Genomic DNA, 15,158 nt, shown 5'->3' on the forward strand with positions numbered 1-15,158 from the left:
GACTTAAAAAGCAGTAGACTTTTATAGATATGTTGTATTCTCTTGCCCGCCCTTTGTTGTTTTCTTTAGCACCAGAGCGTGCACATGAGCTAACATTATCGTTATTGAAATCAGCTCATCGCATGGGCATGATGCGTCAAAACGTAGCGTCCAAACCTGTGACCTGTATGGGAATCGAATTTCCCAATCCAGTGGGTTTGGCTGCCGGCTTAGACAAAAATGGCGCTTATATTGATGCCCTGGCTGGACTGGGGTTTGGTTTTATTGAAATTGGAACCATTACACCGCGTCCACAAGCGGGCAATCCGCATCCCCGTTTATTCCGTTTACCTGAAGCCAAAGCCATTATTAACCGTATGGGGTTTAATAATGATGGGGTGGATAAACTGGTTGAAAACGTCAAAGCAGCTAAATTCAAAGGCATTTTAGGCATTAATATTGGTAAAAATGCCGATACGCCGGTTGAAAATGCAGTGGATGACTATCTGATCTGTCTGGAAAAAGTCTACAACTACGCTTCGTATATTACTGTCAATATTTCATCACCGAATACCAAAAATTTGCGTAGCCTGCAAAGCGGCGATGCACTGACCGAATTGTTGCAAACCTTAAGAAAACGTCAGCTTGAACTGGCTGAAGAACATCAGCATTATGTCCCTTTGGTGCTTAAAGTTGCACCAGATCTGACTGCCGAAGATATCGAGTTTATTGCGAAACAACTCATCCAGTTTAAAATTGATGGTTTGATTGTGACCAATACCACCTTGTCTCGTGAAGGTGTAGAAAATCTGAAGCATGGCGATGAAGCCGGGGGCTTGTCTGGTGCTCCGGTATTTGAAAAAAGTACTGCTTGTCTGGCAGCTTTTGCTAAAGCACTGAAAGGTCAGATTCCATTGATTGGCGTGGGCGGTATTTTGTCGGGTGAACAGGCGGTTGCGAAACAGCAAGCAGGCGCTAACCTTGTACAAATTTATAGTGGCCTCATATATACAGGTCCAAGCTTGGTAAAAGATTGTGTTGATGCTTTAAAAACGCCATGAATACACTGGATATCTTCGTACTGATTATTCTGCTCATTGGAGGGCTCAACGGTTTGCGACAAGGATTGGTTTCAGCCTTTGCGAACTTGGTAGGATGGATTTTTGCACTGGTCATCGGTGCAAAATATGCAACTATCCTGGCACCTTCGATGGTCTCACTCAGTGCAGATCCAGTAGTACAAAAAATAGCGGCTTTTGCATTTATTGTCTTGGTCATGGTGGTATTAACCTGGATTATTACCGCATTTCTCAACAAGATATTAAAGAGTCTGAAGCTTGGTCCTCTGAATAGACTGGCAGGCGGTGCTTTTGGCTCTTTAAAAGGTTTAATGATTGTACTGATTACCATGCAGGGCATTGGCCCTTGGGTAGAAAGCTCCCCGCATTGGAAACAGTCTAAATTTGTACAACTCCTTATTCCTTATGCACCCTGGGCGACTGAACTTTCTAAAGAAGCGGCGCAAGGGGCACTTGCTCATATCAAGTCCGATGAAGGTGCGCCGACATCTTCCGACTCATCATCTGATAAAACGCAAAAGCATGTAGCGCGTACAGATGAATCAACAAATAATCCTTTTTATTAATCCTAGCTTGTTTGCGAGGTTGCTATGTGTGGAGTAGTTGGTATAGCTGGTAAATCACCCGTTAACCAAATGTTGTTTGATGCATTAACGATGTTACAGCATCGTGGTCAGGATGCAGCCGGGATAGTAACTTGTCATGAAGGGCGTTTGTTCCTACGTAAAGACAACGGTATGGTACGAGACGTCTTTCATACACGTCACATGCGTGCACTGCTAGGGAATTACGGTATTGGTCATGTGCGTTATCCAACAGCAGGTTCTTCAAGCAGTGCTGAAGCACAGCCATTTTATGTGAACTCGCCTTATGGTATTACCTTGGCGCATAACGGTAACTTGACCAACGCTGAAGAAATTCATGAAGATTTGTTTAAAACAGATCTTCGTCACATGAATACCGATTCGGATTCTGAAGTACTGCTAAACGTTTTTGCACATGAAATGCACAAGAACGGCAAGTTGAATCCATCACCGGAAGATATCTTTGATGTAGTGTCACGTGTACATGAGCGTTGCAAGGGTGCTTATGGTGTTGTGGCAATGATCACTGGACATGGTTTGGTCGGCTTCCGTGATCCAAATGGTATTCGTCCATTGATCTATGGTTCGCGTGAAACTGAAAAAGGCATGGAATATATCATTGCTTCCGAGTCTGTAGCGATTACCGCTTTAGGCTTTAAGGTTGAGCGCGATATTGAACCGGGTGAAGCAATCTTGATTACTTCAGAAGGTGAATTGTTCAGCAAGCAATGTGCTGCAGATCCTGAATATCGTCCTTGTATCTTCGAATATGTCTATTTCGCACGTCCAGATGCAATCATCGACGGCATTTCAGTGTATAAGGCACGTTTGAAGATGGGCGAAAAACTGGCCAATAAAATTATCCGTGAATGGGGTGAGGAGCACGACATCGATGTGGTGATCCCAATTCCAGATACTTCGCGTACTTCCGCTTTGGAACTGGCAAATAGCTTGGGTGTTAAATTCCGTGAAGGTTTTGTGAAAAACCGTTATATCGGACGTACCTTTATTATGCCGGGTCAGCAGCAACGTGAAAAATCAGTACGTCAAAAACTTAACCCGGTTGAGCTTGAGTTTAAAGGCAAAAATGTTTTACTGGTAGACGACTCGATTGTACGTGGTACCACCTGTAACGAAATTATTCAAATGGCACGTGATGCTGGCGCGAAAAAAGTATTCTTTGCTTCAGCTGCACCGATGGTGAAATATCCAAACGTGTACGGTATTGATATGCCGGCAAAAGCGGAATTGATTGCTTCAAACCGTAGCGTTGAAGAAATTCGTGAAATTATTGGTGCTGACCGTTTAATTTTCCAGGATCTGGAAGATTTGAAAGGCGCAGTACGTACCAGTAAAGTACCGGCATTGCAGGAATTTGACTGTTCGGTGTTTGATGGTGTGTATGTGGCAGGTGGTATTGATGCAGCTTATCTCGATAATCTTGAGAATAAGCGTAACGATTCTGCGAAAAAAGCTCAAGACGGCTATATTGATGTCAATATCGATGCTGCATCAGTAGACTTGACTGGCGTGAAAGAAGAATAAATTCTTCTTTCATGCGATGAAAAGCGGGAAATTCCCGCTTTTTTAATTTATGATGAGTAGATAAATACAATGTAATAAAGGAACTTTACATTGAAGAGTGCTGGTTATTCTTTTATTCAAAACAAAAATATGATTTGGTCTGCAAGTATCTGTGTACTTGCGGTGTTGCTTACATTATTTATTTTAAATACCATTTTGGGGTTGAATGTTTTCTATTTTGATCAAACTCAATCCATCTTCTGGCATGTGTTAAGTCCTTATTTGATCGCTTTATTACTGAGTGTGATGGCTGTTTCTATAGGGTATGAGTTTTATGTTTTTCGTTCTGGTGGACATTCACTGGCGAAACAGATGGGGGCTCGTCGTTTAAACTTAATCGAAAGTATTCCTGAAGAAAGTATAGCGCTTAAAATTACCGAACAGCTGGCTGAAACCTTTTTAATTGATACACCTACGGTATATGTATTGCCTGATGAAGTCGGAGTAAATGCACTTACAGCCGGATTTTATCCACGTGATATTGTGATCATTTTAACCTGGGGCGCTTTGCAGAATCTGGATGAATTAGAGTTGTATGGTCTGTTAAGTCATGAGTTCAATAAAATTTTATCGGGTGAAACAGCTGAAAATACGCGTTTAAAAATTCTTTACAGCAGCCTGACGACTTTGAGCCAGTGGGGCAGTAAAATTGCCAAATTGGGCTTTACCAAGCATGGTCAGGCATATAGGCATAAACTTGCGACTTTCTTTGTGGCTATGGGTGGGCTGATCTGGTTGGTTGGAAGTTTAGGGGTTTTGATTACCCGTTTTATTAAATATATTTCACTCGGTAGCCGCACTTTTAAGAATGATCAAAAAACCAGACGTCTGATTCAAAATGATGCCAATGTGCAAACCTTGCTCAGAATTTATGTGCATCATTCAGGCTCACAAATTCATAGCGAATATGCAGAATCCATTTCACATATGTGTTTTGCCAATTCTTTAGGCCCACAAAACTGGATGAATATTCATCCGCGTATTGATCAACGTATTTATGAGTTGAATCCCGGGCTGGTGCAGGATTTACAGCTTGAAAATTTGAAGAAATTACGCAATCAGCCCTTATTTAGTCTGTTCCGTTCGCTTGATGAGTTGAACAGTGAAGTCTATATACCTTGGAGTTCCCCGCAACCCTTGCCCTTGCTGCGCCTGTCACCAATCAGTTTTGCCCTGAAGGATGCCATTAAACCCTTAAATCCAGAAATTCGAAACAATATGCAGCGTCCTGAATTAATCCAGCGTGCATTGCAGACTGCTACGGGTTCGCGAGAAGTGATGGTAGCCATTTTAATGATTCGGCAGTACCGTGAATTTATTCCGGCTGAAGCCGAAGTTAGCCGTGCCATCGTGGATTCATTACTGCATCTGGATGGCCGGGTGCATATCTCGATCTTTTATGAAGCATGTAAAAATATTGGCAGCATGCCTGCGACCATTGCACGACAGTTTTTAATGAAACTGGCGCGAATCATTCAGGAAGATGGTGAAATAGGTCTGCTAGATGCTTTATTACTGGAACGTGTGAAATATGAATTGAATCTGCTGCCTTTACATACCCCGACCTCACTGGAAGATGTAAAGCCGCAGATCGTGCGTTTGATTGATGCCTTGTTGCATGTACAGCAGATTAATAGCCATAATCAGCTCGATGTACGTAAAAAAATTCTGCGACGGGTACTCACGCTAAAAGAGCTGGAAATGTATGCCGAAATTTCAGATGAGCCGATTGATTTGTCAGAAATCTTAAATGATATTGCAGGTTTATTGCTGCGTGACCGCTTAAGTATTTTGGGTGTTGCTGAGCTATGTTTGTGGAATGATCGTATTATTACCCAAGATGAACTGGATGTTTTGCAACTGCTGTATTGGCGTTTTGGTTTTGAAACCGATGAAATTGTTGAACTGATGCAGAAGAAAAATAGTTTGATGATTGTCTAAACAAGTTGCGATAAAATTAGTGATGATTCAATAAAAGCACAGCAAAAAATCAGTAATCTCGTTAGAATACCAAGTATTCAATGGGTGATGAAAAAAGATGATAGGGCATCAGCGTGACATACTGGCAACATTGGGAATCGATATCTGGATTCCCCGGGATGCTGTATGTCAAAAAATGCCCTCTTCATCAATCTGGCGCGACCAGACTGCACCTGAATACCAGACTGAAATTGTGCTGGCAAAAGCGCCAGCAGTCTTGCCATTAGAGCTTAAGGCCGATCCTGAGCAAGCGATTGAGCGTATAGAACCTGTCAAGGCTCCGGTCTCAGCAAGTACAGAAAAAGTTGAAGTTGTTGCTGAAGCCATCGCAGAACGTGCAGCGCTGCAAATTGCAGCTTTTCAATTGCAAGCCTTAAGTTTGCCACATTGCGTCATCGTGGTTGATGCAACCGAAATGAGCGCTGAGCAGCAGCAGCTTTGGAGTAATATTCAACAGGCAATGCTGGCTGAATATTATGAATTGCAGTGGCCATTTCCTTTAATGAATTTTCAGGATGGTCACGGAGCGGAGAGTTATGTGCAAGGCTTTCTCGATGCAATAAGTGCAGATAAAAATATTATCTTTCTCGGGCAATGTACTTATTTTAGACATTCCAAAAGTATCAATTTGGCTGGTTTGCAGGAAATGCTGGATCAGCCCTTATTAAAAAAACGCTTGTGGCAGTTTATGCAAAAAAGGCCGCAAAACACGGATGGAACATGAAGCAGAAAGTTGTCGTTTTTAGCCAGTTAGATCAGGATATCCTTCAGCGATTACAACAACAATATCATGTAGTCATGATTAACCCGAAACTTGGGGATATCAATGCGCAGCTACTTGAACAGGTTAAAGATGCCGATGCAATGATTGGCGCAGGGCGTCTACTCAATGCAAGTAATTTGGCTACAGCACAACAGCTTAAAATTATTTCAAGTGTCAGTGTGGGTTATGACAACTATGATCTGGCCTATTTAAACCAGAAAAAAATCTGGTTATCCAATACCCCGCATGTATTAACCGAAACCACTGCCGATTTGGCTTTTAGCTTAATGCTGAGTGCAGCACGAAAAGTTCCTGCTCTTGATCAATGGACCAAGCAGGGCAATTGGCAACGTACCGTCGGGATGGCGCAATTCGGGCAGGATATTTTTGCCAAAACCCTCGGAATCATCGGTTTGGGAAATATTGGAGCTGCGATTGCACGGCGTGGTTTTTATGGTTTTAACATGAACATTCTGTACCACAACCGCCGTGAAAAACTGGAACTGGCGCAACCGTTAAATGCCCGTTATTGTGCTTTGGATGAATTGTTGCAACAGTCCGATTTTGTTGTGCTGGCTGTTGATCTCAATGCAGAATCTAAAGCGCTGATGGGTCAGCACGAGTTCGATCAAATGCAGTCACATGCGGTTTTTGTCAATATTGCCCGTGGTTCTGTGGTGGATGAGCAGGCGCTCATTGAGGTACTCAAAGCCGGTAAAATTTTTGCCGCTGGCCTAGATGTCTATGCAAAAGAGCCTTTACAAGAATCTGAACTTTTTGCTTTGGAAAATGTAGTGACTTTGCCACATGTGGGTTCTGCGACTGCAGAAACACGTAAAAAAATGGCTGAACTGGCTTATCGTAACTTGGTAGATGCTCTGGAAGGGCGCACACCTGCGTATGTGCTGAATCCTTCCTTTTCTTAAAATTTGATAACACTTCATTGCAAATTGCTCCAATTTTCAATGTTATAGTCTGATAAATCTTAAAAAAGCAGTTTGAGAACATCACATTGAAACGGTTTTTATGGGCTTGCAACATCGGTTTGCTTTCTGCAATGGCATTGACGCACAGTGCGAATTTCAATTCAATGCCGCAATTTAATGTTCCTGAAATCGGCAGCGGCATTGGTTTGATTGACCAACAAAAAGAAAAAATGATTGGCGAAAAAGTATTCCGTGAAGTGCAACATCAAATGTCGGTGCTGCAAAACCCATGGTTGGAAGACCAGTTAGGTGATGTATTTTCCCATATTCTAAGCCAGACCCAGCTGGGACAGCCCATAGGTCTGGTGATTATCAATGATCCGCAAATCAATGCTTTTGCTGTTCCCGGTGGACTGTTTGCCATCAATACGGGGATGGTGACATCTGCCCGAAATATCGATGAAGTGGCTGGAGTGATGGCACATGAAGTGGCACATGTGTCACAACGTCATTACAGTCGCTCGCAAGAGGCGTTTAAGGGGCAAGGCCTGTTAACTGTGGCAGGATTACTGGTCGGTGCGCTGATTGCTTCCCAAGCTGATGGTGATGCAGGGACTGCGGTGATGCTGGGTTCTCAGGCGGCGTTAATGGATAAACAGCTGAACTATAGCCGTAATCAGGAGCAGGAAGCAGACCGGATTGGGATGCAATATATGTATAGCGCTGGCTTTAATCCGCAAAGTATGGCCGACTTTTTTGAAGTGATGGATCGGTCAACCAGCAAGGTCAGTTTCTTGCCTGACTTCTGGTTAACCCATCCACTCAGTACCGAGCGGATGAGTGAAGCTCGTTTAAGAGCCAATCAATTCCCTCTGGTAAAATCAAGCTTGCATGATGAAGATTTTGAAATACTGAAATGGTACAGCAGGGTCATTTCTAATCAGGCGACAGAACAGCAATTGCAAGTTTTGGCCAATCGCAATAATTTTGCCGGCCAGCTGGCATTGGCTGCATTTTATTTAAAACAGGGTGATTATGTTCTGGCGCAGCAGGTTTTGAATCAGGCGAAAGCACAGCAGCGCTTAAATAATTTATTGGTTTTAATTCAAACCGACATTTATCTGGGACAGAATAAAAACGAGCAAGCCTATCAGGCCATTCAATCAGCAGCACGGATTATGCCGGAAAACCGGGCTTTGGCTTTTAAACTGGCAGAAGTTTATATTCGCCAGAAAGATGCTGCGCAGGCACAGAAGCTGATTCAGCGATTCACCAATAAAAACCCGCGTGATATACAGGCCTGGCGCTTGATGCAGCAAGCTGCAAATCTCGATCAGCAGTCAGCGTTTAGAACCGTGAATGTATTGCGATATCGGGCAGAAGTGGAATACTGGTCGGGATCGGAAGAAAATGCGATTAAATCCTTATTGCATGCACAACGCTTGACGAAAGATAATGAACTGTTGGCTGCAAAATTAAAACTGCGCATCAATGAAATGCAAAAAGAACGACAGTTAAGAATTTAATTCAGGATTTGGGATTTAAATTTGAAATAGCTATTTTACCTTTACCGTGCTGATAAAAATAAGGAGTTGCAGATGATAGAAGGTCAATGCTTATGTGGGGTGGTGAAGTATCGTTATCATGCTGAGATTGAAAAAACCATCATCTGTTATTGCAAGCACTGTCAAATGGCGCAAGGCTCCATCTTTGGATGGAACAGTCCCTTGCAGAAATCAAAATTTGAAATTACTCAAGGCATTAAATTTCTAAAAGAATATTTTCATAGTCCACATAAAGCACGGGTGTTTTGTCAGAAATGTGGCAGCCCGATCTATTCATATCGCTTGGATTTACCGGATATTATCCGTTTACGTTTAGGGACGGTAACTCAAGGTCATGTATCTGCGCCACCCGAACAGGCTTATGTGCAATACAAACCTGATTTTCTGCATATCGATGAATAAAATCTGCTGCTAGAATGATTATGCCTATGATAATCTTTATGTCTTGTGAATTTTAAATAATGAACAGAATCGATTTATGAAAAAAATATTATTGGTTTTATCGGTATTGGGGTGTGTGGGGTTAAATACGGCTTTTGCAGGCGTGGAACAATATGTCGCAGCAGTGGATCAAATCTCTGAGCAGTACAAGCAGGAGAGCAGAAACTTTTTTAGCAGTTTAAATGCGCAACAGACAAGCTTTACGTCACAGCAGCAAACACAGTACTGTGCAATTGTGGGTCGTTATATAGATCGGTTATATCAAGCGGCAGATCAGAACAGGGATTCTTTGGATCTTCAATTTAGACAAATGACTCGGCAAGATGTGATTAATCAAGTCATGTCATCAAGAGAAATGCTGATTTTGAAAAAATATAATATTCAGTGTGATCTGAAATAACAGAAAATATTTATGAGGGATTAGGGGGAAACATTTGAACTGTCTTTGAATAAAGGCAGTTCAACGATAAAGAACGATTTTAGGAGTGGGGATTAGCCAAGTTTCGCTTTAATTTTAGCTGAAACCTGTGCAGGATCGGCGCGCCCGGCTATGAGCGGACGCAGAGAATTCATCACCTTACCCATATCTTTCATGCTAGTAGCTTCTTGAGCAGTAATCGTCTGCGCAATAATAGAATCAAGCTCTTCCTCAGTCATAGCTTCTGGTAGAAATTGAGATAACACCTCAACTTCGGCTTGTTCCTTACTAGCTAAATCATCTCGACCAGCACCTTCAAAGGCTTTGATCGATTCTTTACGTTGTTTAATTTGCTTTTCAATGACCGCAAGAACTTGAGCGTCGTCAAGTTCTTTGCGCTCATCGACTTCGATTTGCTTAATTGCTGCCTGTAGACCACGAATCACCGTTAACTTGGACATTTCTTTAGCACGCATAGTGGCTTTCAAAACATCGGTTATTTGGTTTTTTAAAGTAGTCATTTATTTAGTCCAGGCAGTCAATCACAAATTAATCTTAGTAAAGGCGAGTAGTACGTACTGATTCACGCGCCAATTTCTTTTGGTAGCGTTTAACAGCAGCAGCTTTTTTACGTTTACGTTCTTGAGTTGGTTTTTCATAGAATTCGCGTTTACGAACGTCAGCTAAAACACCCGCTTTTTCGCATGAACGTTTGAAACGACGGATAGCTACGTCTACTGGTTCGCCTTCTTTCAATTTAACTTGTGGCATGAAGAATCCTCATTAAGTTATGGATAAGATCTAGGCTGTATTGCCTTGGATCACAAGTGAAGGACAGTATTTTACTCATTTACATCTCATATCACAAGTCTATAATAGCTTTAGCAATATTTAGATACGGGTAAAAGGCAGTTTAATGATCGTTCTGGGCTTGGAAACTTCTTGTGATGAAACTGGGTTAGCACTCTATGACAGTGAAGTCGGCTTAATAGGACAGGTGTTATATAGTCAGATTAAACTGCATGCAGAATATGGTGGCGTGGTACCGGAACTGGCTTCACGCGATCATGTGCGCAAGTTAATTCCTTTAATTAATCAATTGCTTGAACAAAGCAAGATTAAAAAATCAGACATTGATGCAGTGGCTTATACACGTGGTCCCGGTTTAATGGGGGCATTAATGACTGGTGCTCTGTTTGGTCGTACCTTGGCGTTTGCGCTAAATAAACCGGCTATTGGTGTACATCATATGGAAGGTCATATGCTTGCGCCACTGTTGTCTAAAACTCCACCAGAGTTTCCGTTTGTGGCGTTATTGGTGTCTGGTGGACATACACAGTTGATGGCAGCACATGGTATTGGTCAGTACGAATTGCTTGGTGAATCCATTGACGATGCTGCCGGTGAAGCTTTTGATAAAGTGGCAAAGATGATGGGCTTGCCTTATCCAGGTGGTCCGAACATCTCAAAACTGGCTGAGCAGGGGAATCCTGAAGCCTTTGCTTTCCCGCGTCCGATGTTGCATCAAGGTCTGGATTTTTCATTCAGCGGCCTAAAAACGGCAGTTTCGATTCAGTTAAAAAAAGTGGCAGGTCAAGGTCGCGAAGCCGATATTGCAGCAAGTTTCCAGGAAGCACTGGTCGATACACTGGTAAAAAAATCGGTAAAAACCTTGAAACAGACCGGTTTAAAACGTCTGGTGATCGCTGGTGGGGTAAGTGCCAATAAACGTTTACGTGAACGTTTGGAAGCCGATTTGGCCAAAATCAAAGCACAGGTTTATTATGCTGAACCTGCACTGTGTACAGATAATGGCGCGATGATTGCCTTTGCCGGTTATCAGCGTTTAAAAGCAGGCCAGCATGATGGCTTGTCTGTGACCACTACACCGCGCTGGCCGATGACGGAGTTGACTAATCCAAATCAAGCTTAAACATTCGAAATAAAAAAGAGGCGTAATGCCTCTTTTTATTTACTTAAAAAGCTGTGTTGTGGTTTTGTCCTATATTCAACAAAAAGGCATATTTTTTGAATAGCTGGCAAAATTCTAGACACCTAACTATCTCTTGATGGTGCTGTTCCTAATCTAATAGGAAACGTTGAGATGAGAATCAGGTTTGCATTTTGAACAGTAGAGCATCTTCAGATATTCAAATAAGTTTAAGTATTTTGATCTTTAAGTCCTAAGTAAAGGGCGATTTTAGGAATTCTGGATAAAATAAATTGTTCTAAGCACAATACAACAATGAGCGATAAACCGAGCAAAGGCAATGCAATACCCAAGATGATCATGGTCAATTTTAATGCCCAGCTTAAACGTCGGGACAAAATGATTGGAGGAGCTCCAAGTACAGCCTGAGGTTTACGTTTAAGCCACATCATTAAGCCGCTGATAGACACAAGAATAAGGCAAAACAGGGTCACGACACCAATAACGACATTGATCCAGCCTAAAAACCGACCTTCATGAATAGCAACACCATAAGCAATTAAACGGTCTAAAAATGCTTGATCGGCAAACTTTTTATGCTGTGTGATTTGACCATGATCATCAAAGATAATCTTTTCTCTTAAGGGACGATTTTGTGCTTGAGATTCTACAGTCCAAGGCTGCTGCATATCTTGAATTTCGGGTTTAATTAAAACTGGATTTGCCAAGGCAAAAGTAGATGCTTGTGCTGTGATTTTATCCAGTGTTTGATTTTGAGCTGCATTTAAATCTGCAGCATGCATTTCACCATGATGCGCAGATTTTTGCTGCTTTGTGAGCTGATTGAATACATGCTGCTGATGCTGTGCCTCGGCTTTGCTGCTGCTGGTCCAATCCTGATGGATTTCTGTATGCGCCGACCATTGACGGATATTTTTTAGCATGGCACCCCAGGAGGCAGACCAGGGTAAACCCGAAACAATCAAAAACAGTACAATTGCTGAAATCCAGAAACCGAGCACACTATGGATGTCTTTCCAAAAACTTCGTCCTGTACGGTTTAGACGTGGATATAGCATGCCGCCCAGTTGCAATTTTCCGCCTTTGCCTAGCCACATGAAAATACCGGTAATGATGAGCACTACAGTCCATGAAGCGGCAATTTGCATGAGATGTGAACCTTTGTCACCCAGCATAAATTCGCCGTGTAACAAGAAAATTTGCCGAGTAAATTCATCATTTTGATTGATGACTTTTAAAATCTGCAAATTTTCCGGATGCACATAGACTTTAATCAGCTGGTCTTGCTGTGCAACTAAAATTCTTGCTGCCGCATCTGGATAAGGCGGCATTTGATAAGCTGAAAATACAGCATGGGGAACGGCATTTACAGCGGCCTGAACCTGAGCAGAAGCAGGCTGCGCATGCTGAATGATTAAATGGTCATAAGGCCGATCAATATAGGCATCAATCTGCGGTTTGAATAAATATATTAAACCTGTGCAAGAAAGCCAGAGTATAAAGGGAATACAAAGCAGTCCCGCATAAAAATGCCAGCGCCATACCGTATTGTAGTGCAAGCCCTGTTTTTGAGCCTGTGGTGCATCAGTGGGCTGAGAAAAATTGGAATGTGTCATAAGCATCTCGAAATAGAGATAAAAGCATTTGGGCTTCTATCTCTAGGCAACTATTCACAAGCAGCGCTTAGAAGCGGTACTTCGCACCTACAGTCAGGTTTAACGGCATTGCATATTGGGGGACTGTGCCTGAACTTGAAGTATTGATGCGACCATCTGCCAGATAGCTAACTCCCTGATCATAATAAGCTTGATCGGTAATATTTTGAGCAATAGCAAATAGCTGTAACTTCGGGGTTGCTTGATAGTTGGCACTCACATCTGTGGTCAGTGCACCTTCATTCAGCTGTGTATGTGCGGTATTGTTCCAGTAATCGGCAAAGTCTCGTAACTGCGCATTCAGATTGAGTTTGTCTGTGGCTTGCCAGGATGCACCCAGTATGGCATTCCACGTCGGAATCTGGCCTAACTGTTGTCCTGTGGGTGCTATATTAGCACCCAGTTTTGATTGGGTGAGCTCAGACTGAGTGCGTGTATATCCAGCATTGAGGTTGAGACGGTCATTGAGTTGCCAATCTGCAATGAGTTCAAAACCTTGCATTTTTGCATTCCCCGCATTGATATACTGGCGTAAATTTGTGGCCGTGCTTACACCGGTATTGCAGTAATTATTGGCACTGCTGCAGTTTGTGCGCACGGTTGCATAATCAATGTAGTCCTGAACTTTATTATAGAAATATGTGCCAGAAAAATTTAAATCTTGATGTTTAAAATCGAAACCAAACTCGGTACCACGGTTGGTTTGTGAACTTAAGTCGGTGTTGGGTACCGTGTAGTTAGCACCACTGATAAAACTACGGTACATCTGGTTCAGCCCGGGTGCAGAGAAGTTTTTATAACTCGCACCACGCAAATCAAGCTGATCATTCAGATGATATTTAAAACCTATTCGCGGGCTAAAATGGCGTTCATCCTGATCCGCCAAGTTATTTTGAATGGGGCTACCACTATATTCACCATAAGTTTTTGCTTTGGAAGCCTGCCAAAAATCTTGCCGTAAACCTAAGGTAATATCTAAGGGAAGACTGTCGGGCTGATACAAAGCCTGAGCAAAAATGCCTGCGAACTGGTGGGTCGCTTCTGCGGTAATTTTGCCTAAAGCACCTGAACTATTATAAATATTCAGCGGATCTTTCACCTCGATTTGACGATAGTCAACCCCCAACTTAATGTCGTGTAAGGTTTTCCATTGCGTACTTGCAGTCATTGAGCTACCGAAACTATGGTATTTTGAAAATTCTTTTTGGCTGATATTGGCTGTGCCATTATTCGGTGTGGCCAAGCTATAGCCGGCATTAGACACATTCTGCGTATTCATTTCATTGCTTTGATACCAGCCTAAAGTATTTAAGCTCCAATCGGATGAAAGCACAGTTTTCCCGCTTGCAGCAATGCGGTAACTGTTCCATTCATTTTCAGCATTTTGATATTGCAAACCATTTTCTTGGGTTTGGCTGGCTTGTAAGGCAAGCCAATATTCATCCTGCTGATTTGGGGTATAAACGGCTTTAACATTTAAGCTATCCACCTGAGTCTGCGTTTTACTCATCTCGGGGTGGCGGTATTGTTTCGGCGTCTGCCAATAACCATCAGACTGGCTACCGTCATAACTTAAGCCAATTTTTAACTTTTCTGACAGTTCAAGCCCCTGGCTGGCCCCGTAGCTTGCGGTATTAAAACTGCCATAACTGGCATAAACTTCGCTGCCTTGCGCAGGCTGGCGTGTGACGATATTAATCACACCGCCCATAGCCATATTGCCCCATAAGCTGGTTGCGCCACCGCCACGGATGACTTCAATACGCTCAACTTGCTCTTTAGGAATCTGAGCCCAATTAATGGTTCTAAAATATGGATCATTGGCTGGAATGCCATCTAATAAAACCAGAGTTAAACCATTGGTGGACGTACCGAAGCCACGAATGTTTAGCAATTGTCCGGTAGGATGAATTTGGGTAGATAAGCGGGCTGGAGCAAATACCCCGGGAATTTTATTGACGATTTGATCAATGCTGGTTTGGGGTGCATGTTGTATTTGTGCATGCTGGATAATCGTGGTGCTCATATCCATGTCTTTTAAGTCACTGCCACGGCTTGCCATGACCGATATGGTTGCTAATTGCTGTGGCTTTTTTACATTTTCATCTTCTGCATAACTCAGGTTGCAGGTCAAAATTGCCAGTGAAAGTGTACTGAATTTAAATAAATGGTTCTGTGTGTTCATTACATTATTCCGCCCGGATGAGGACATAAAAGGAAATGCAAAACTGCG

Annotated in this window: 14 protein-coding genes; 10 read left to right on the top strand and 4 right to left on the bottom strand. The window is 42.5% G+C overall.

What is annotated here, in order from left to right; translation table 11 throughout:
* Positions 1–29: 29 nt before the first annotated feature.
* The 9 genes from WAE57_RS01205 to WAE57_RS01245 all read left to right on the top strand — a co-directional run bounded on the left by WAE57_RS01205 (position 30) and on the right by WAE57_RS01245 (position 9,301).
* On the top strand, positions 30–1,040 hold the full coding sequence (locus WAE57_RS01205; protein ID WP_237788113.1) for a quinone-dependent dihydroorotate dehydrogenase: 1,011 nt from the start codon (positions 30–32) through the stop codon (positions 1,038–1,040).
* Positions 1,037–1,624, top strand: a complete 588-nt coding sequence (locus tag WAE57_RS01210; RefSeq protein ID WP_337707662.1) for a CvpA family protein — start codon at positions 1,037–1,039, stop codon at positions 1,622–1,624. The genes WAE57_RS01205 and WAE57_RS01210 overlap by 4 nt, the downstream gene beginning before the upstream one ends.
* A 24-nt stretch (positions 1,625–1,648) precedes the next feature.
* A complete protein-coding gene (purF, locus tag WAE57_RS01215; RefSeq protein ID WP_086176038.1) occupies positions 1,649–3,187 on the top strand; it encodes an amidophosphoribosyltransferase in 1,539 nt (512 codons plus the stop codon).
* A 90-nt stretch (positions 3,188–3,277) separates the two neighbouring features.
* Positions 3,278–5,167, top strand: coding sequence for a M48 family metalloprotease (locus WAE57_RS01220; RefSeq protein ID WP_237788116.1), 1,890 nt, complete (start codon positions 3,278–3,280; stop codon positions 5,165–5,167).
* A gap of 97 nt (positions 5,168–5,264) precedes the next feature.
* Positions 5,265–5,930 (top strand): hypothetical protein, encoded by a 666-nt coding sequence (locus WAE57_RS01225; RefSeq protein WP_237788117.1) that lies wholly within the window; start codon positions 5,265–5,267, stop codon positions 5,928–5,930.
* On the top strand, positions 5,927–6,895 hold the full coding sequence (locus tag WAE57_RS01230) for a D-glycerate dehydrogenase (protein ID WP_237788118.1): 969 nt from the start codon (positions 5,927–5,929) through the stop codon (positions 6,893–6,895). The genes WAE57_RS01225 and WAE57_RS01230 overlap by 4 nt, the downstream gene beginning before the upstream one ends.
* Positions 6,896–6,981: 86 nt before the next feature.
* Positions 6,982–8,421, top strand: a complete 1,440-nt coding sequence (locus tag WAE57_RS01235) for a M48 family metalloprotease (protein WP_337707663.1) — start codon at positions 6,982–6,984, stop codon at positions 8,419–8,421.
* A 72-nt stretch (positions 8,422–8,493) separates the two neighbouring features.
* Complete coding sequence (locus WAE57_RS01240; RefSeq protein ID WP_237788120.1) at positions 8,494–8,862, top strand: GFA family protein; 369 nt, start codon at positions 8,494–8,496, stop codon at positions 8,860–8,862.
* A gap of 76 nt (positions 8,863–8,938) precedes the next feature.
* Positions 8,939–9,301, top strand: coding sequence for a hypothetical protein (locus WAE57_RS01245; RefSeq protein WP_337707664.1), 363 nt, complete (start codon positions 8,939–8,941; stop codon positions 9,299–9,301).
* Between the two features lie 92 nt (positions 9,302–9,393).
* On the opposite strand, the gene WAE57_RS01250 is transcribed toward WAE57_RS01245, so the two are convergent.
* Positions 9,394–9,840, bottom strand: a complete 447-nt coding sequence (locus WAE57_RS01250) for a GatB/YqeY domain-containing protein (RefSeq protein WP_086176031.1) — start codon at positions 9,838–9,840, stop codon at positions 9,394–9,396.
* A 34-nt stretch (positions 9,841–9,874) separates the two neighbouring features.
* A complete protein-coding gene (rpsU, locus tag WAE57_RS01255; protein ID WP_001136722.1) occupies positions 9,875–10,090 on the bottom strand; it encodes a 30S ribosomal protein S21 in 216 nt (71 codons plus the stop codon).
* 145 nt (positions 10,091–10,235) lie between these two features.
* On the opposite strand from rpsU, the gene tsaD reads away from it, so the two are divergent.
* The gene (tsaD, locus tag WAE57_RS01260; protein WP_237788122.1) at positions 10,236–11,252 is read left to right on the top strand and encodes a tRNA (adenosine(37)-N6)-threonylcarbamoyltransferase complex transferase subunit TsaD; all 1,017 of its coding nucleotides are present in this window, start codon (positions 10,236–10,238) and stop codon (positions 11,250–11,252) included.
* A gap of 227 nt (positions 11,253–11,479) precedes the next feature.
* On the opposite strand, the gene WAE57_RS01265 is transcribed toward tsaD, so the two are convergent.
* Positions 11,480–12,886 (bottom strand): PepSY domain-containing protein, encoded by a 1,407-nt coding sequence (locus WAE57_RS01265; protein ID WP_337707665.1) that lies wholly within the window; start codon positions 12,884–12,886, stop codon positions 11,480–11,482.
* 67 nt (positions 12,887–12,953) lie between these two features.
* Positions 12,954–15,110: a TonB-dependent receptor gene (locus WAE57_RS01270; RefSeq protein ID WP_337707666.1), complete on the bottom strand. Its 2,157-nt coding sequence runs from the start codon at positions 15,108–15,110 to the stop codon at positions 12,954–12,956.
* Positions 15,111–15,158 lie beyond the last annotated feature (48 nt).

The sequence above is a fragment of the Acinetobacter sp. NS-4 genome, assembly GCF_037402435.1.
Lineage (GTDB): Bacteria > Pseudomonadota > Gammaproteobacteria > Pseudomonadales > Moraxellaceae > Acinetobacter.

What these genes read in the sequence shown, in the direction of transcription:
- WAE57_RS01225 (WP_237788117.1), top strand. Translation starts at nt 5,265, where the DNA reads ATGATAGGGCATCAGCGTGACATACTGGCAACATTGGGAATCGATATC.
- rpsU (WP_001136722.1), bottom strand. Translation starts at nt 10,090, where the DNA reads ATGCCACAAGTTAAATTGAAAGAAGGCGAACCAGTAGACGTAGCTATC.
- WAE57_RS01265 (WP_337707665.1), bottom strand. Translation starts at nt 12,886, where the DNA reads ATGACACATTCCAATTTTTCTCAGCCCACTGATGCACCACAGGCTCAA.
- WAE57_RS01205 (WP_237788113.1), top strand. Translation starts at nt 30, where the DNA reads ATGTTGTATTCTCTTGCCCGCCCTTTGTTGTTTTCTTTAGCACCAGAG.
- WAE57_RS01245 (WP_337707664.1), top strand. Translation starts at nt 8,939, where the DNA reads ATGAAAAAAATATTATTGGTTTTATCGGTATTGGGGTGTGTGGGGTTA.
- tsaD (WP_237788122.1), top strand. Translation starts at nt 10,236, where the DNA reads ATGATCGTTCTGGGCTTGGAAACTTCTTGTGATGAAACTGGGTTAGCA.
- purF (WP_086176038.1), top strand. Translation starts at nt 1,649, where the DNA reads ATGTGTGGAGTAGTTGGTATAGCTGGTAAATCACCCGTTAACCAAATG.
- WAE57_RS01270 (WP_337707666.1), bottom strand. Translation starts at nt 15,110, where the DNA reads ATGAACACACAGAACCATTTATTTAAATTCAGTACACTTTCACTGGCA.
- WAE57_RS01240 (WP_237788120.1), top strand. Translation starts at nt 8,494, where the DNA reads ATGATAGAAGGTCAATGCTTATGTGGGGTGGTGAAGTATCGTTATCAT.
- WAE57_RS01210 (WP_337707662.1), top strand. Translation starts at nt 1,037, where the DNA reads ATGAATACACTGGATATCTTCGTACTGATTATTCTGCTCATTGGAGGG.
- WAE57_RS01250 (WP_086176031.1), bottom strand. Translation starts at nt 9,840, where the DNA reads ATGACTACTTTAAAAAACCAAATAACCGATGTTTTGAAAGCCACTATG.
- WAE57_RS01230 (WP_237788118.1), top strand. Translation starts at nt 5,927, where the DNA reads ATGAAGCAGAAAGTTGTCGTTTTTAGCCAGTTAGATCAGGATATCCTT.